We start from the raw sequence: 17,433 nt of genomic DNA on the forward strand, positions 1-17,433 counted from the left end.
TTGGGTGGGTTCAGCCCTTCAGTGCGCCGGACGTAAGCCCGCGCTGGAAGTGCTTCTGGAGGCCGAGGTACAGCGCCACGCTGGGGATCATGGCCAACAGCGTCACGGCGATGAACACGTTGGGCGAGATGTGCTCGTCGGTGCGCAGCGCGGCCAGCACGACGGGGATCGTGTACAGCGTCTCGCGGTTGACCACGATGAGCGGCAGCAGGTACTGGTCCCAGATCATCAGGAAGCCGAAGATGGCGGTGGTGCCGAGCGCCGGCTTGACCAGCGGCAGCACCACGTTGAAGAAGATCTGCCACTCGCTGGCGCCGTCGATGCGCGCGGCCTCTTCCAGCTCCATCGGCACCGCCTTCATGAACTCGGTCAGCACGAAGATCGAGAACGCCCAGCCGGCCACCGGCAGGATCATGCCGAGATACGAGTTCAGCAGGCTCACGTGCACCACGGGCAGCTTGCCGAGCACGAGGTAGAGCGGAATGGCGATGACCTCTTCCGGCAGCATCATGGTCGACAGGAACAGCAGGCTGACCACGCCCGCACCGGCAAACTTCTTGCGCGCCAGCGCATAGGCGGCCAGCGCGCTGACGGTGATCTGCAGCGCCAACCCCACGACCACCACCACGCACGAATTCAGCAGGTGGCGCCATGCGCCAGCTTCGCTCCACGCATAGACCAGGTGCTTCAGCGACGGATGCGACGGCCACAGTTGGAGCTGGCCGGGCTGCGCGGTCTCGGCGTTGAAGGCGGTGGCGATCATGCCCCAGTACGGGCCGGCAAACACGGCAACGACCGCCGCGTAGAACAGCCAGCGGATTGCCGTGCCGACCAGCACGGACAAGCGGAGGTGAGCTTGTGCGGGGGCCACGGCAACGGGTTGCCCGGAGACGATCGGCTTAGCGTTCATGGCGTTTGCTCCGCTGCCGCAGTGCCAGGTAGGTGACAGTGGTCACCGCCGTGAACACGAAAAGCAGGCACGACACCGCTGACGCATAGCCGTAGTCGAACTGCACGAAGCCTGCTTTGTAGACGTAGGTCATGACGACCTCGGTGGCGCCGCCCGGGCCGCCGCCGGTGCTCGAATACACCTCGGTGAACACGCGCACGCCACGGATGAAGCCCAGCACGCCCACGATCACAAAGGTGTGGCGCATGGCGGGCAGCGTCACGTACCAGAGGCGGTGGTGCCAGCGCGCGCCGTCGACGGAGGCTGCGTCGTACAGCTCGCGGTTCACGCCCGTCAGGCCGGCAATGAAGATCATCATGTCGTAGGGCACGGTCTTCCAGATCTGCATGGCGATCAGCGAGCCGAGCGCGAGATCGGGGTCGGCGAAGAAGCCCGCGGGCGCCACGCCAAACCAGCCCAGCACGGTGTTGCCGATGCCCTCTGGCGTGGGCGCCAGCAGGATCTGCCAGATCTGCGCGACTACGGCGGCGCTCGTCACGGCCGGCAGAAACATGGCTGTGCGGACAATGCGCAGATGCCGCGCCGGGCCTTCCAGCGCGAGCGCCAGGAAGAAGGCGATCACCGCCGACGCGATGACCGACACCGCCACATACAGCGCCGTCTGCACCACGGCCGCATGCAGATCGCTGTCAGCGAAAGCGCGTTCGAAGTTCTCCAGCCCCACCCATTGCCAGTCCGAGCCGAACTGCACCTGGTAGAAGCTCATCTCCAGCCCGCGCAGCATCGGCACGAACTTGAACGTGACGAACAGCACGATGGCCGGCAGCAGGAAGAGCCACGGCACGAGCGGATGGCGCGTAGCCAGGCCGTGTGCGTTGCGTTTGATCGAAAGCTTCATCGCCGTGAGCTCAGTTGGCGGCCACGCGCTGGCGCGCGAGTTCCTGATTGACCTTCTTGTTCAGGTCTTTCAGGCCGGCGTCGATGTCGCTGCCGCAGTTGGCAAGGATGCGGTTCAGGCCATCCGCCGTGAGCTGGCGCAGGCTCATCCAGTCGGGGATGGCCGGCGCGTAGTGCGCGTCCTTCTCGTAGACGGCTTCCACCGTCTGCCAGCGCGGGTCGTTGTAGACCTTGCCCGCATCGACAGTCTTGTTGACCGGCAAGCGCACCACCGGGAAGCCGCCCGGATGCATACCCAGCTTCTGCCCTTCGGGCGACGTGAGGAACGCGATGTAGGACAGCGCGGCCGCCTTGTTGGCCGAGCGCGTGACGTAGGCAAGTTCGCCCTCACCCAGGCTGTCGGCCTTGCCGGCCGGGCCCGGCGGCGGCGCAATGACTTCCACCTTGGCGCGCCCCGGCTCCTGGTCGACCACGGCCATGTGGTACGGGCCGCTGAAGAAGATGCCGGTCTGGCCGGAGCGGAAGCTGGCGATGGCGTCTGCCGTGGTGGCGTTGATGGCGCCCGGCTGCGTGACCTTGTCGGTGCACAGCATCTGGCGGAAATAGGCGACGGTCTTGGCGGCGGCGGGCTCGTCCAGCGCACCGCGGAACTTGCCCTTGCCGTCCGGGCGGATGAAATCACCGCCCGCCTGCCACAGGAAGCTGCTCAGGAACCACGTCGTGTACCCACGCGTGGCCGACGCCGGAAACGTGAAGCCGTAGGTTGGCTTGCCCGGCCCCGCCGGCTGCTTGGTGGTGAAGGCCTTGGCCAGCGCCGCAATGTCATCCCACGACTTCGGCTGCGGCAGGCCCAGCTTCTCGCGCCAGTCCTTGCGGATGAAGAACACGAATGACTGCACCGACACCGGCACCGCGTAGTACTTGCCGTTGTAACCCTGAGCACCCTGCCAGGCGCGTTCCTGGATGTCAGCGCTGCCGGGGAAGCCGGCGCGGTCGATCTCGGTGGCCACGCCGGTCTTCATCATCAGCCCCAGCGACGCGCTGTCGTTGATGATCACGTCAGGCAGGTCGTTGCCGGCAATCGCGCGCGACAGGCGCTGCTCGTAGTCCGTCATCGCGTTGAAGTACTCGACCTTGATGCCGGTCTTCTTGGTGAAGGCGGCCGCGATGTTGTCGTACGTGGCGCGTGCATCCGGGTTCGAGCGCGTCCAGACGCGCAGCGTGGTCTCGGCCTGCGCAGACGATGCGAAGCCGGCCAGTGCGATGCATGCGGCGCCGGATGCCGTCAGCCGCGCGATCAGGCGCACGTGTTCCTTCATGCGGTTCATGTTGTCTCCTGCTTGTTCTATCGGCCGGCGTCCAATGCATGTGGCGCCGCGCTCGTTCATTCATGTGCACTGCCGGACGCGGGCAAGCCGCGCCAACCTTCACGCTGCGGGCATCCGCAATTGCGCCAGCAAGCCGCCGTCCACCGGCAGCACATGCCCGGTGATGAAGGACGCCGCGCTGGACGCCAGGAACAGCACCGGCCGCGCGGCCTCTTCCGCCAGCCCATGACGTGGCAGCGGCAGGCCACGCGCGGCGGCGGGGTCGACGTTCTTCGTATGCGAATGCGGGATCTGCGCGGGCGCGATGGCGTTCACGCGAATGCCGTGGCGGCCGAAATCCACCGCCAGGCAGCGCGTCATCGCGTCCACCCCACCCTTGCTGATGTCGTAGATGGCGTTGTTGCGGTGCGCGCGCTGCGCCCCCGGCGACGACACGTTCACCACCACCCCCGGATGGCCCCGGCCGACCCAGCCGCGCATCACGTCCAGGCTCAGCGCGTACATGGCGCGCAGGTTGACCGAAACGATCTCGTCGAAGTCCATGAGGTTGGTCTCGTCGGTGGGCTTCCTGGTCTGGGTCATGCCGGCGTTGTTGACCAGCACGTCGATGCCGCCGAGCTGGTTGGCACGCGCCACGATCGCCTGCCGATGCGCATCGTCGGCCATGTCACCCATGACGATGTCGCAGCGCTCGCCCAGGCTCTTGCTCAAGGCATCGAGCGCATGGCGATTGCGGCCGGTGGCCACCACGTGCGCGCCGGCGCGGTGGAACTCGCGGGCGATGGCCGCGCCGATCGCGCCGCTGGCGCCGGTCACGACGGCCAACTTGCCGTGGAAATCGAACTGGGTCTGCATGTCGTAGAAACGGTTGGGCGGATGCGCCTTGGAAAACGATTTCCGGACTATAGGGACCGACCCAAAGCAAGTCAATCGTTTTCCTAAATTGCTACATACGTGAAAACCCGAAGTTGCTCCGCAGCATGCCGAGCAAAGCGGCGCACGTCGCACGCCAACAAACGCATTGAACGCGTCACACCACGATGCCTCCCTGAAAAAACCACAGAACATGGCGCCACAAAGCCAACGACAGCCCGACGACCACCTTTCCTTTCACTGAAAAATACTGGCGCACCGCTTTACAACCACCCGGCCTCACACCTCGGTTTACGGCCCCAGGAAAATTGTTTAGGATTGGAAAACGTTACCCAATACACGCTGCAGCGGTCAAGCCGCCCTCGCCAGCAACAGGAAACCCACCCATGAAGATCACCGCTGTCCGCGTCACCCCCATTGCCATCAGCGACCCGCCGCTGCTCAACGCCAGCGGCGTGCATGAGCCGTTTGCGCTGCGCTCCATCATCGAGGTGGAGGCCGACAACGGGCTGGTCGGCCTGGGCGAGACCTATGGTGACAAGCCGGTGCTCGATGGCCTGCTGCGCGTGAAGGATGCGCTCGTCGGCCTGAGCCCGTTCGACCTGAATGGCCTGTGGCAACGCGTGGCGGCGGCGGGGGCACCGGCAGCGAAGGGCATCGAGCTGGACGTCGCGCCCGGATCGGCGACAAACAAGGGCGAACGCAAAGTGTTCGGCGGCTTCGAGGTCGCGTTCGTGGATCTGCAGGCGCGCTCGCTCGGCATTCCCGTGCATGCGCTGTTGGGTGGCGCGGTGCGCCGCCAAGTGCCGTTCTCCGCCTACCTGTTCTTCAAGTTCGCCAGCGATGTCGATCCGTCGTACAAGCCCGACCCGTGGGGCCCGGCGCTGGAGGCTGACCAGCTCGTCGCGCAGGCCCGCCAGATGATCGACCAGTACGGCTTCGGCAGCATCAAGCTTAAGGCTGGGGCGCTTGCGCCCGAGCACGAGGTCGAATGCCTGAAGGCGCTCAAGCGGGCCTTCCCCAACCACCCGCTGCGCATCGACCCGAACGCCAACTGGTCGCTCGACACCGCCATCCGCATGGCCGAGCACCTGCAGGGCGACCTGGAGTATTACGAAGACCCGACCCCGGGCCTGGAAGGCATGGCCGCCCTGCACCAGGCCACCGGCCTGCCGCTGGCCACCAACATGGTCGTGACCGACATGGAGGAGTTCCGCCGCAACGTGTCGCTGAACGGCGTGCAGATCGTGCTGTCCGACCACCACTACTGGGGCGGCCTGCGTGCCACGCAGCAACTGGCGACGATGTGCGAGACCTTCGGGCTCGGGCTGTCGATGCATTCCAACTCGCACCTGGGCATCAGCCTGATGGCGATGTCGCATCTGGCCGCCGCCGTGCCCAATCTGACCTACGCTTGTGACACGCACTACCCGTGGCAGGACGACGAGGTGCTCAAGGGCGGCAAGATCGCCATCACCGGCGGTTGCGTGACGGTAACGGACGCGCCGGGCCTGGGCATCGAGATCGACCAGGACGCGCTGGCCGCCCTGCACGCGCAATACCTGCACTGCGGCATCACCAACCGCGACGATGTCTCGCAGATGCGCAAGTTCCGCCCCGACTGGACGCGCAAGAAACCGCGCTACTGACCCGAACCGTCAGACCAACCGAACCCACCGAACCACCAGGAAAAACATCATGGCAACCATCGGCTTCATCGGCCTGGGCATCATGGGCGCCCACATGGCCCGCAACCTGCTCAAGGGCGAGCACACCCTCGTCGTGAGCGGCAAGCACTCCGTGCCCGACGACCTGCGTGCGCGTGCCACTGTCGTCGCCAACTCGGCGGCCGTCGCGCAGGCGGCGGACATCATCATCGCCATGGTGCCGGACACGCCGGACGTGGCCAACGTGCTGTTCGGCGAAGACGGCGTCGCCCAGGGCCTGAGCGCAGGCAAGCTGTTTATCGACATGAGCTCGATCTCGCCCATCGAGACACAGGCGTTTGCCAAGCGCGTCGAAGCCTTGGGGGCCGATTACCTCGATGCGCCGGTCTCGGGCGGCGAAGTCGGCGCGCGCGATGCGACGCTCACCATCATGGTGGGCGGCAAGGAGGCGGCGTTCGAGCGCGCCAGGCCACTTTTCGCGCTGATGGGCAAGAACATCACGCGCGTGGGCGACTGCGGCGCCGGCCAGACCTGCAAGGTGGCCAACCAGATCATCGTGGCGCTGACCATCGAGGCGGTGGGCGAGGCGCTGCTGTTCGCCTCGAAGGCCGGCGCCGACCCGGCTCGCGTGCGCGAGGCGCTGATGGGCGGCTTTGCCGCGTCACGCATCCTTGAGGTGCATGGCGAGCGCATGATCAAGCGCACCTTCGACCCGGGCTTTCGCATCGAGCTGCACCAGAAAGACCTGAACCTGGCGCTGGACGGTGCGCGCAAGCTCGGCATCGCCCTGCCCAACACGGCCAGCGCGCAGCAGCTCTTCAGCGTATGCGCGGCCAATGGCGGCAAGGCATGGGACCACTCGGCCATGGTGCGCGCGCTGGAGCTGATGGCGGACCACACCATCGCCTGAGCCAGCGGGCCGCCTGGGCGTCACGTGCTGAAGCGGGCGCGGTATGGCACCGTGCCCGTGGAAAACGTTCTCCACCTATAATTCGGCACTTTCTTGCACGTGCCGCACCGATGAAAAAGAACGCTCCGACCATCCGAGACGTTGCCGCCGCTGCCGAGGTGTCTGTGGCCACCGTGTCGAAGTACATGAACGGCACGCAGCGCTTTTCCGCGCCGGTCGAAGCCAAGCTCAAGGCCGCCATCGAGCAGCTCGGCTACCGCTCCAACCCGCTCGCGCGCTCGATGATCACGGGCAAGACGCGCACCATCGGCCTGGCCATCCTCGACATCCGCAATCCGCACTTCACCAACATCGTGAAAGGCGCCAACCGCATCGCCCTGCAGAACGACTACACGCTGCTGCTGGTCGACACGGAAGAGAGCCAGGAGCGCGAGCGGCAGCTGATCGAAGCGCTGGCGCAGCGCGTGGACGGCATGATCGTCAGCTCGCGCATGCCGGAAGAGGCCATCCAGTGGATGGTCGAGCTGAACAAGCCCGTGGTGCTGTTCGGGCGTACGCGCGAGCTGCCCATCCCCAGCGTCGGCACGGACAGCCACCTGGCGGCGTACATGCTGGCGCGGCACCTGCTAAATGAAGGTCATCGCCATGTGGCGTACCTGGGCTTCGGACAATCGCGCTGGAATGCGGAGCGCATCCGCGGGGTGACGGAGTGCTTCCAGGAAGCGGGCCTTGGCGTCGACATCTACGATGCGCACGCGCCCTCGGCGCAGGCCGGCGAGCACGCCTGCTCGGCCATCCTGCTTGGCCCCAAGCGCCCGCAGGCAGTGATCTGCTACAACGACCTGATCGCGCTCGGCTTCATGAAGGAAGCGCGCGCGCTCGGTTTCACGCTGCCGGACGACGTATCGGTGGTGGGCTTCGACAACGTGCCCTATGGGGAGTACGCCTCGCCCGCGCTCACCACCATGGACCTGCAGAGCGAACGCATGGGCGAGGTCGCCATGCAGAAGCTGCTTGACCTGCTGGCCGGCCACGACGGCGACGGCGAGTATTCCCTTCTTGAGCCCCGCCTGATCGTACGTGAATCGACCCAGCGCCGCGAAGCGGGTGCGCAAGCCGCACCCAAGCCGCGGCGCAAGGCCTAGCGTTACAGCTCCAGCTGCTCCAGCACCTTCTCCTTGGTCTCGATGCCGAGGAAGTGGATGGTGGCGGCCGCCAGGCACGGCACCAGCGCCAGCAGGAAGAACGCGGTGCTCACATTACCGGTGCCGATGGTGCCGCCGATGAGCGAGGGCGCGAAGATGGCCGCGATCTTCAGCCACGCGCCACCCAGCCCGCAGCCCATGGCGCGGATGTTGGTCGGGTACAGCTCCGGCGTATAGACATAGGCCGTGATGAACCCGCATGCCATCAACCCCAGCGCCAGCGAGCACAGCGTCGCCACCACGTAGATCGACGCATCGTGCAGCACACCGGCCAGCGCCAGCGACACGCCGCACAGCACGAACGACACCACCATCACCGGCTTGCGGCCCACCTTGTCGACCACCAGCGCGCAGATCAGCGAGCCGATCACGCCCAGCACCGAGGCAAACGCCGCCAGGTTCAGCGCCAGTTGCAGCGGCGCGTGATAGACCGTCTTGTACAGCGTCGGCAGCCACGTCGACAGGCCGTACTGGATGAAACCGCAGGTGGCCCACAACATGGCCACGGCCAGCGTGCGGCGCAGGTAGACCTTGCCGAACAGATCCGCCATGCCGCGCTTCGGGTGGCGATGCGACATGCGATCGAAGGCCTCGGTATCGCCCAGCGGCGGCAGCGCGCCCTTCGCACGCCGCTCGAAGCGGGCCTGTGCGGCATCCGCCTCGGCCAGGCGGCCGTTGCTCGCCAGCCAGCGCGGCGACTCAGGCACGGCACTGCGCAGCACGAAGAACAGCACCAGCGGCACGCCCCCGACGAAGTACATCACCTCCCAGCCGAAGCGCGGCACCAGCCATGCGCCGAGCGCGTTGGAGGCGAGCAGCCCGATCGGGAACACCACCTCGTAGAACAGCACGAAGCGCCCGCGGCCATGGGCGCGCGTCACCTCGTTGATATACGTGGCCGCCACCGGCAGCTCACCGCCCAGGCCGATGCCCTGCACGATGCGCAGCGCCGCAAACACGGCAAAGCTCGGCGCCAGGCCGCACAGCATGCTCATCAGGCCGATGATGCCGGCGCTCCAGCCGATGGTGCGCACGCGGCCAAAGCGCTCGGCCAGATACGGAAACAGCAGCGCCCCGACCAATTGCCCCACCGAAGGCGCCGCGATCACGAACGCAATCTGCGCCGGCGTCAACGCCCACTTGGCGATCAGCAGCGGCAGCGTGGTGGCGATGACGATCACGTCAAAGCCGTCGAAGAACGTCGCCAGCCCGATCAACAGGCGTGCGCGGACGTGCATGGCGTTGGCCGGCAACCGCTCGATACGGGCGACGATGTTGCCCAGGCTGATGCCGGCGAGGGGCACATCCTTGTCAATCAATACACCTGGCTTCATACCAAGCTCCTTCCAGGGGGATCTTGCCGCGCCGCCGGACGTCTGCCCAGCGGCGCCGCGTTGGGTCAGAACATCAGAACGAGTGGTGCACTCCGGCGCTGATCACCGCCTGGCTGCGCTTGGCCGACACGCCAACCCCGTTGATGGCCGCCAGCTGTGCATCGCCGGACGCACGCTGGACCGTGCCCTGCAGGTAGACCTGCGTGCGCTTGGAGAAGCCATACACGTTACCGATGCTGAACTGGTTCCAGCGCGCGCCTTCGTACTTGCTGAAGGTATAGCCCACGTTGAGCGTGTTGGCGCCGCTGTAGTGCCAGGCCGTGCCGAGGTCCACGTTCTGCATGCGGGTGTTGGCGCCGCCCAGCGTGATGCGGGTCTGCGTGTACAGCGCGTTGATCTGCAACGGCAGACCGGTGAACTGGTACAGCGTGCCCGCGCCGAACGACTTGACCGTGTTCATCGCCGTCATCACGCCCGGCACCAGCGTCGTGCCCAGCGTGTTGGTGATGCCCAGACGGCCAGCCACATCCAGCGGACGATTGTTCGAATCCGTATAGGCCGCTGCTGCACGGAAACCGCCATTGCTGTAATACGCACCCAGGCTGTAGCTGCGGTTGGTGGACGGCGAGCCCGGCACGCCGCCAAAGCCGACCATGCCGCCCAGCTGCAGCCCGCCGAACACCGGCGACACATAGCGCACGGCGTTGTCGATCTGGAACTGGTTGGCCAGGTTGTCGAAGTTGCCCGGGTGGAACAGGTAGAAGTTCGTCAGCTGGAAGCCGTTGCTCAGGCGCCCGAGGTAATCGAACATGAAGTCCGCCTGGTGGCCGAGCTGCACATTGCCAAGACGCTCGTTGGTCAGGCCGACCCACGCGGCGCGGTTGAACAGCTTGCCGGCCACCACGCTGTTGCCAGTGTTGCCCAGGAAGCCGGATTCAAGCTGGAAGATGGCTTGCGTGCCACCGCCCAGGTCCTCCGTGCCGCGCAAGCCGAAGCGGTCCGGCTGCATCGTGCCAGGGTCCACGCGGAACGCCGAGCCGCTGCCTGCGGCGCTTTTCAGGCTGTTGATGTAGGCCACGCCCTGATCGATGCTGCCGTACAGCGTCACGCCGTTGCTCTGCGCGGCGGCCGTGCCAGCCAAGCCCATCGCCGCGACGGCGATCCAAGTTGTCTTCATTTGGTGTTTCCTCCACTGGCCGGGGTGTCAGGCCCCGCCGGTTGTCGCCGCCTTGCGAGGCGGGCTGTTGTTTTCGTTTCGTATACGAAACGGTGTTTAGCAAAAGAACTACGGGTAAAAAAAGAGCGCGCGGCTGGTCAGGCCGGCGCTTAAAGATCGATCACCAGGCGCTTCCCTTTGCAGCCCGACACGCAGACCATCATGGTCTGGTTCGAGGCACGCTCGCTCTTGGAGAGCACGCTGTCGCGGTGTTCGGGTTCACCTTCCAGCACGCGCGTCTCGCACGAGCCGCACACGCCTTCCTTGCAGCTGTATTCCACCTCCACGCCCACTTCCAGCAGCGCGTCGAGTAGCGACTTGCCGGCCGGCACGCACAGCTCCGAGCCGGTGCGCGCGAGCTTGACCGTGTACTCGCCCTCCTGCACCGACTCGACGGCCGCATCGGCGGCAAAGCGTTCGATGTGGACGTTGCTGTAGCCAAGCACCTCGCACGCGGCCTCGAAGGCGCGCAGCATCGGGCCGGGGCCGCAGCAGTAGAAATGCGTGTCGGCCGGGTGGCCTGCGAGCAGCGTCTTCAGGTCGGGTGGGCCGCCGGCTTCTGCATCGAAATGGAAGCGCACCGCATCGCCATGTGCGGCCAGTTCATCGGCGAAGGCCGCTTCGGCAGGCGAGCGCGCGCAGTACAGCATCGAGAACGTCTTGCCCTGCTCGGCCAGCCGGCGCGCCATGCAGACCATGGGCGTCACGCCAATGCCGCCGGCCACCAGCACCGTGCGCGGCGCGGCCTCATCCAGTTCGAAGTTGTTGCGCGGGCCGCCGATCTTGAGCGTCGAGCCCACGCGCAGTTGCTCGTGCACGTAGCGCGAGCCACCGCGGCTGTTGCGGTCGAGCAGCACGCCGACCACGTAACGGTCACGTACTTCCGGCGCACCGCACAGCGAGTAGCTGCGCACCAGGCCGTTGCCGAGATGCAGGTCGATATGCGCGCCCGGGGCGTACGCGGGCAGCGTGTTGCCTTCCACATCGCGCAGCTCCACGCACACGATGCCCTGGGCTTCGAAGCGCATGGCGTGCACGCGCAGGGTGAGGGGGGGATTGGTACTCATGGCACGTCTCTCAACTTCGGTTATTCCCACTGCAAAGCGACGTCAAAACGAAGCGAAGCGGTTCTGGCGGTTCGACGGCGGCGCAGACAGTACAGGCAGTACGGCAAGCCGCCGTCGGGCCGCCAGAATCGTTTTGACGGCGCTTTATCGCTTTTCGGTGAGGAACTTGCCCTCAGCCTTGCCGGCATCCTTCTGGCGGCGCGTGTTGCCGTCGATGCCGCCTTCGATGGCCCACTCTGCAAACACCGTGGGGCCGGGCTCGAAGTCGCGCGGCTGCCACTCGGCATCGAGCTGGTCCTCGTCGGCGTAGTACTCGATCAGGCCACCGGCGGGGTTCTTGAAGTACCAGAAGTACGCCGACGAGATCGGGTGACGACCCGGGCCCAGTTGCGTATCCCAGCCGCAACGCGACACATTCATGCCACCGCCGAACACCTCGTGGATGTCGCGCACCGTGAAGGCGACGTGGTTGAGCCCGCTCTTGGCCTGCGGCAGTTGCAGCAGAAACAGGTCGTGGTGGCCGCCTTCCGGCTCGCAGCGCAGGAACGCGCCGCGGCCCGGGTAGTGGTCCGACGGCACGAAGCCGAGCTTGTCGATGTAGAAGCGCTCGGTGGCCACCACGTCCTTGACGAAGAACACCACGTGGCCGACTTCGATGGGCGTGGCGCGCTCGTAGATAGGGCTGGGCTGGTTGCGGCGCGGCTTGTCGGTCCACGTGTTCATCGTGGCGCATTGCACGTCGATATCGCGCTTGCGGGTGAGCTGCACGCGCACGGCCAGGCCGTTCGGGTCGGTGCAGCCGACGCGGCCATCGGCGTTGATGTAGCCGGGCTGGTCGGCCAGCTTGTCGGCCAGGCGATCCAGCACGGCTTGCGAATCCGCGCCCCAGATCACCTCGCGCAGCGTCGGGCCGGCTTCCATGGCGGGTGGCAGCGTTGCATCGTCGCTGCGCTTGACGCGCACGCGGCAGCCGTTGAGCGTTTCGAACAGCAGGCCGCCGGCGTCTTCCGATTGCAGCGCGAGGCCCCAATCGAGGAAAAACTGCTTGCAGGCGGCAAGGTCGTCGGCACCGTAGACGATCTCGTCGATGCCTCGAATCGTGTTCATCTTCATCTCCTGTGGTCCGGGCGTGTGCTTGTGCTTCAGTTGACGTTGGCCCAGGCCAGCGGTTGTTCGTTCAGGCCCCAGTAGAGGCTCTTCTGCTCCATGTACTGGAGGATGCCCAGGCGGCCCTTCTCGCGGCCCAGGCCGCTGTCGCGCCAGCCGCCGAACGGCGTCGAGATCGAGAACTGCTTGTACGTGTTGATCCACACGTTGCCGGCCTGCACCGCGCGGGCGATGCGCCAGGCGCGCTTGTAGTCGCGCGTCCAGATGCCGGCGGCCAGCGCGTAGACGCTGTCGTTGGCCTGCTCGATCAGTTCGTCTTCGTCCTCGAACGGCATCGCCACCAGCACCGGGCCGAAGATCTCTTCCTGGCAGATGCGATCGCGATTGGTCAGGCCTTCGATGATGGTGGGTGTGTAGAAGTAGCCCGACTCGCAGCCGGCAATTTCCGGGCGCAGGCCGCCCGTGCGCAGGTGGCCGCCGTCTTCCACGCCCATCGCCACGTACGATTCGATGGTCTCGCGGTGGCGGTCGGTGATCAGCGGGCCCATCTGCGTCTGCTCATCGGCCGGATTGCCCACGCGCAGGTGCGCGGCGGCGGCAGCCAGCCGATCCATGAACGGCTCGTACAGCGCGCGCGCCACGAACAGGCGCGAGCCTGCGATGCACGACTCACCCGACGAGCTGAAGATGCCGTACAGCACGCCGTTGACGGCGTGGTCGAGGTCCGCATCGTCGAACACCATGGTCGGCGACTTGCCGCCCAGCTCCAGCGACACCGGCATCATCTTGTCCGCCGCGATGTGCGCGATATGGCGGCCGGTGGTCGTGCCGCCCGTGAACGACACGCGGCGCACCAGCGGGTGCTTGGTGATCGCATCGCCGATGATCGAGCCCTTGCCCGGCAGCACGCTGATCATGCCCTTGGGCACGCCCGCCTCTTCGCAGATCGCAGCCAACTCCAGCGCCATCAGCGGCGTCACCTCGGCGGGCTTGACGACGACGGCGTTGCCGGCGGCCAGCGCGGGCGCCATCTTCTGCGCTTCGCTGGCAATGGGGGAGTTCCACGGCGTGATGGCGGCCACCACACCCATGGGCTCGTGCACGCTCATCGTCAGGCAGTCGCCACGCGCGGGGGTGAGGCTTTCTTCCAGCGTCTCGCACGCGGCGCCGAAGAACTGGAACGTGGCGGCGGCGCTCGCCACCAGGGCGCGCGTCTCGCTGATTGGCTTGCCGTTGTCCAGGCGCTGGCGCTGGGCCAGGGCTTCGCTGCGCGAGCGGATCAACTCAGCCACGCGGTACAACACTGCTGCGCGCTCGTGCGGCTTGCGCTGCGCCCAGCCGCTGGAGAGGAAGGCTCGGTAGGCACCGGCCACGGCCTCTTCCACGTCGGCCACGCTGGCGGCGTTCAGTTCAGCGACGACCTCGCCCGTGGCGGGGTAGCGCGTGGCATAGCGCTCGCCGGTGCCGAGGCGCCATTCGCCCGCGATGCAGATCGGCAGCAGTGAGGTTGCGGTTGCGTTCAGGGTGGAGACAGTCATGGCGCGATGGCCTCGCTCATCAAATCGAAACGGCGTGCGCGCGGTTGCCCAGCGCACGCACCACGCTGAACACCGTCAGCGCGGAAGTCTTGGGATTGGCCGCCAGCGGCTTGCCGCGCATGGTCAGCTCGAAGCCGCCAAAGGCGCCGCGCGCCTCGACGTGGTGGATGTTCTCGTCGACGGTCGGGTCGGCCAGCAGCTTCACGTGCGTGTGCTCCAGCCCCAGGCCCGCCAGCGACAGCGTGGCCGCCACGTTGGCGTTCTTCGGGAACAGGCGCGCGGCCTCGCGGGCGTTGCCCTCGAAGATCACGGTCGGCTCGCGCAGCGCATCGAGATCGAACTGGCCATCGGCCGGCGTGTCCTTCCAGGCGCGCGGCGGCTTGCGGCCGGTGTAGACGACCGATTCCAGCCCGCCGACGCGCGCTGCCGCCAGCGCATCGATGGCACCGATAGCGCCCGACAGCAACTGCACCTGCGCATTGCCGCGCCGGGCCGCCGCTTCCAGCCGCTCGGCCACGCCGGGTTCGGACAGCGCGCCCACGGACACCACCAGGCAGTCGATGCCCTGTTCCAGCGCGGGCAACACGTGCTCTTCCAGCGCGTCATGCCCGGCGCATTCGACCAGCAGGTCGGGGCGTGCATCTGCTGGCAGGTGCGTCGTCACGCGGGCATTCGGTGCCAGCGGGGCAATCGCCTCGCGCGCCTTGTCCATCGCGTGCTCGGGCACGATCACCGCGTCAAAGCAGACGTCCGGATCGCTCTTGAGCAGCTCCAGCACGCCCTGCCCGATCGCTCCGCACCCGACCATCGATACATGCAGCATGTCCGGCTCCTTGGTTCGATGCTGTTGCAGGCTCACGCCACCACCGTGGTGCGTTCGGCCGCGCGCTCACCCTGGCCTTCCTTGGCCTGCTGGTTGACCGGCGGGCCCGCGAAGGCGGTCTTGAAACTGCCGATGGAGAGCATGTCGATCTCCAGCAGGAACGGGCCTTCGCCGCCGAGGGCTTCGTTCAGCGCATTACCGACGTCGCCCAGGTCCGACACGCGACGATGGCGCAGCTGCAGCGACTGCGACAGCGCGGCGTAGTCCGGCGTGTGCAGCTCGACGTAATGGCGGCGGCCGCCGTATTGCGCGTCCTGGATGTTCTTGATGACGCCGTAGCCCTTGTCGTTCATCAGCACGATGACGAGGTTGGCGCGCTCCTGCACGGCGGTGGCCAGCTCACCCAGGTTGAGGATGAAGCCGCCGTCACCGGCCAGGCAGAAGGTGGTCTTGCCCGAGGCGGTGGCGGCCGAGCCGATGGCCGCGCCGATGCCCATCGCCAGGCCCTGGCCGATGCCGCCACCCAGCGCGTGCACGCCGGCGCGCGAATCGAAGATGCGCAGTTGGCGGTTGCCCCAGGTGCTGTTCGACACGGTCACGTCGCGCACCCAGTTGAACTCGCGGCCGACGGCGGCTTGCAGTGCTTCCACCAGTTGCGAATACGGGCCTAGGCCATCGACCAGCGATCCGACCGCCTTCTCATGTGCGGCACGCAGGTCGCCCGCGAACGTGGCGTCGATCTGCATCTTCTTCTCCAGCCGATCGGCCAGCGCGTCCAACGCCAGGGCCGAATCGCCACAGACGAAGTAGTCGCTGGCGTAGCAGCGGCCTTCCGACGAGGCGTCCGCATCAATGCGGTACAGCGGGCGCGGCAGCTTCAGTTCGTACTTGAGCGTTTCGTTGCCGCGCAGGCGAGAGCCGACCACGAGCATCGCATCGCAGGTCTGGTAGAACGCCTCGACCGGCTTGTGCAGGTTGAACGCGCCCAGCGAGCGCGGATCATCTTCGGCCACGATGCCGCGGCCCTGCGTGCTGGTGACCACGCCAAAGCCCAGGTCCATCAGGCGCTTGACCTGCTTGGCGGCATGGCGGGCACCACCGCCCAGCCACAGCATCGGACGGCGCGCACGCGACAGGCGCTCGGCCAGCTCATCCAGCGCGTGGGCCGACGGCACATGCTGCGGCACCAGCAGCGGGCGCAGGTCGTCCGGCATTGGGATCAGCGCGGCCTGGATGTCGATCGGGATCTCCACGCTCACCGGGCCGGACGGGGCGGTCAGCGCGGTCTGCACGGCCAGCTTCATGGTGCTGATGGCGGTGTCCGCACTGCGCACACGGAAGGCGGCCTTGGACACGGCCTTGAGCATGGTGAGCTGGTCCGGCGCTTCGTGGATGTAGGCCAGGCTCTGGTCCAGGTACGGGGTTTCGATCTGGCCGGTGATGTGCAGCAGCGGCGTGCCGGCGGTCAACGCTTCGACCATGGCGCCGGCAGCGTTGCCGGCGGCCGTGCCGGTGCTGGTCAGGCACACGCCCAGGCCGCCCGTGGTGCGGGCATAGGCGTCGGCCATGTTGGTGCCGCCCGCTTCACCGCGCGCCATGATGAAGCGGATCTTGCCGCGCTCGCCCATCGCATCGAGGATGGGCATGTTGTGGATCGAGATGACGCCGAACGCGGCCTTCACCTCGCAGGCTTCCAGGAAGGCGGCAATCGCGGCGCCGACCGTGACCAGTTGTTGTTCCTGTTGTTGTCTATTAAGCATGACGGGAGTGTCCTCCGGAGATATCGAGATGGCTGCCCGTGGTGTACGAAGACAACGGCGAGGCAAGGAACAGAATGGCGCGGGCCGCCTCTTCAGGCAGGCCCAGGCGGCCGAGGGGAATATGTTTCTGCACAGCAAGGCGGCGCGTCCACGCGGCCCAGTCCAGATGGCGATCAGCCTCCGGGCGCGCATCGAAGCGGCGGCGCCATTGGCCGGACTCGACCAGGCCGATCAGGATGCCGTTCACGCGCACGCCCTTGGGCGCGAATTCGGTCGCCATCGAGCGCACGAGGTTCAGCACACCGGCCCGCGCGGCCGAAGTGGCCACCATATGCGGCTCAGGCTGCTGCGCCAGCAACGAATTCACGCAGACGATGGCGCCCTGCCCTGACCGCTCCAGTTGCGGCAGGAAGGCCCGCGTCGGGTGGATCACGGAGAAGAACTTCAGGTGCAGCTCTTCCGTCCACGCGGCATCTTCGGTATCGGCGAAGGTCGAGACGCGGCCCTGGCCGGCGTTGTTGACCAGCATGTCGATGGGGCCGAGCGCCTGCGCCACCGCGTCGGCAAACGCGGCCATCTGCGCGGCGTCGAGCACGTCGCAGGTGGCGGCGAACAGCTTGGCGCCAGGGAAGCGGCTGCGCAGTCCTTGCTCAGCGGCGGCGAGGCGCTCCGCATTGCGGCCGCACAGCGCCACAGCGGCGCCGGCTTCCAGCAGCAGCTCGACGGTCGCGAGACCAATGCCGGAGGAGCCCCCCGTCACCACGGCCGCCTTGCCGGTCAGGTCGATCATCGGCATGG

Annotated in this window: 15 protein-coding genes; 3 read left to right on the plus strand and 12 right to left on the minus strand. The window is 66.8% G+C overall.

Features of this window, described 5'->3' with window-relative positions:
- Positions 1 to 10: 10 nt before the first annotated feature.
- The 4 genes from QZ609_RS00395 to QZ609_RS00410 all read right to left on the minus strand — a co-directional run bounded on the left by QZ609_RS00395 (position 11) and on the right by QZ609_RS00410 (position 3,990).
- Positions 11 to 910, minus strand: coding sequence for a carbohydrate ABC transporter permease (locus tag QZ609_RS00395; protein WP_295489502.1), 900 nt, complete (start codon positions 908 to 910; stop codon positions 11 to 13).
- Complete coding sequence (locus tag QZ609_RS00400; RefSeq protein WP_295489505.1) at positions 900 to 1,808, minus strand: carbohydrate ABC transporter permease; 909 nt, start codon at positions 1,806 to 1,808, stop codon at positions 900 to 902. Before QZ609_RS00400 ends, QZ609_RS00395 begins: the two co-directional genes overlap by 11 nt.
- Before the next feature lie 10 nt (positions 1,809 to 1,818).
- Positions 1,819 to 3,135, minus strand: coding sequence for a sugar ABC transporter substrate-binding protein (locus QZ609_RS00405; RefSeq protein WP_295489507.1), 1,317 nt, complete (start codon positions 3,133 to 3,135; stop codon positions 1,819 to 1,821).
- 99 nt (positions 3,136 to 3,234) lie between these two features.
- The gene (locus tag QZ609_RS00410) at positions 3,235 to 3,990 is read right to left on the minus strand and encodes an SDR family oxidoreductase (RefSeq protein ID WP_295489510.1); all 756 of its coding nucleotides are present in this window, start codon (positions 3,988 to 3,990) and stop codon (positions 3,235 to 3,237) included.
- Positions 3,991 to 4,394: 404 nt separating this feature from the next.
- Between QZ609_RS00410 and QZ609_RS00415 the strand changes: the two genes are divergently transcribed.
- The 3 genes from QZ609_RS00415 to QZ609_RS00425 all read left to right on the plus strand — a co-directional run bounded on the left by QZ609_RS00415 (position 4,395) and on the right by QZ609_RS00425 (position 7,730).
- The gene (locus QZ609_RS00415) at positions 4,395 to 5,657 is read left to right on the plus strand and encodes a glucarate dehydratase family protein (RefSeq protein ID WP_295489513.1); all 1,263 of its coding nucleotides are present in this window, start codon (positions 4,395 to 4,397) and stop codon (positions 5,655 to 5,657) included.
- A 49-nt stretch (positions 5,658 to 5,706) separates the two neighbouring features.
- On the plus strand, positions 5,707 to 6,585 hold the full coding sequence (locus tag QZ609_RS00420; RefSeq protein WP_295489515.1) for a 2-hydroxy-3-oxopropionate reductase: 879 nt from the start codon (positions 5,707 to 5,709) through the stop codon (positions 6,583 to 6,585).
- A gap of 110 nt (positions 6,586 to 6,695) precedes the next feature.
- Positions 6,696 to 7,730, plus strand: coding sequence for a LacI family DNA-binding transcriptional regulator (locus QZ609_RS00425; protein WP_295489518.1), 1,035 nt, complete (start codon positions 6,696 to 6,698; stop codon positions 7,728 to 7,730).
- Positions 7,731 to 7,732: 2 nt separating this feature from the next.
- On the opposite strand, the gene QZ609_RS00430 is transcribed toward QZ609_RS00425, so the two are convergent.
- The 8 genes from QZ609_RS00430 to QZ609_RS00465 form a co-directional block, all read right to left on the minus strand.
- Positions 7,733 to 9,124 carry an MFS transporter gene (locus tag QZ609_RS00430; RefSeq protein ID WP_295489521.1) on the minus strand — a complete coding sequence of 464 codons (1,392 nt, stop codon included), beginning with the start codon at positions 9,122 to 9,124 and terminating at the stop codon, positions 7,733 to 7,735.
- A 73-nt stretch (positions 9,125 to 9,197) separates the two neighbouring features.
- Positions 9,198 to 10,301, minus strand: a complete 1,104-nt coding sequence (locus QZ609_RS00435; RefSeq protein WP_295489524.1) for a porin — start codon at positions 10,299 to 10,301, stop codon at positions 9,198 to 9,200.
- A 149-nt stretch (positions 10,302 to 10,450) separates the two neighbouring features.
- The gene (locus QZ609_RS00440; RefSeq protein ID WP_295489525.1) at positions 10,451 to 11,407 is read right to left on the minus strand and encodes a PDR/VanB family oxidoreductase; all 957 of its coding nucleotides are present in this window, start codon (positions 11,405 to 11,407) and stop codon (positions 10,451 to 10,453) included.
- Between the two features lie 144 nt (positions 11,408 to 11,551).
- Entirely contained in the window at positions 11,552 to 12,514 is a 963-nt protein-coding gene (locus tag QZ609_RS00445; RefSeq protein WP_295489528.1) for a VOC family protein, read from the minus strand.
- A gap of 35 nt (positions 12,515 to 12,549) precedes the next feature.
- Positions 12,550 to 14,052 (minus strand): aldehyde dehydrogenase, encoded by a 1,503-nt coding sequence (locus QZ609_RS00450; RefSeq protein WP_295489531.1) that lies wholly within the window; start codon positions 14,050 to 14,052, stop codon positions 12,550 to 12,552.
- Between the two features lie 19 nt (positions 14,053 to 14,071).
- A complete protein-coding gene (locus tag QZ609_RS00455; protein WP_295489533.1) occupies positions 14,072 to 14,875 on the minus strand; it encodes an aspartate dehydrogenase in 804 nt (267 codons plus the stop codon).
- Positions 14,876 to 14,907: 32 nt separating this feature from the next.
- Positions 14,908 to 16,635, minus strand: coding sequence for a thiamine pyrophosphate-binding protein (locus QZ609_RS00460; RefSeq protein ID WP_295489535.1), 1,728 nt, complete (start codon positions 16,633 to 16,635; stop codon positions 14,908 to 14,910).
- On the minus strand, positions 16,628 to 17,431 hold the full coding sequence (locus QZ609_RS00465; protein WP_295489539.1) for an SDR family oxidoreductase: 804 nt from the start codon (positions 17,429 to 17,431) through the stop codon (positions 16,628 to 16,630). Before QZ609_RS00465 ends, QZ609_RS00460 begins: the two co-directional genes overlap by 8 nt.
- Positions 17,432 to 17,433: the final 2 nt, after the last annotated feature.

The sequence above is a fragment of the uncultured Ralstonia sp. genome, from assembly GCA_913056305.1.
In the GTDB taxonomy this organism is placed as follows: Bacteria; Pseudomonadota; Gammaproteobacteria; order Burkholderiales; family Burkholderiaceae; genus Ralstonia.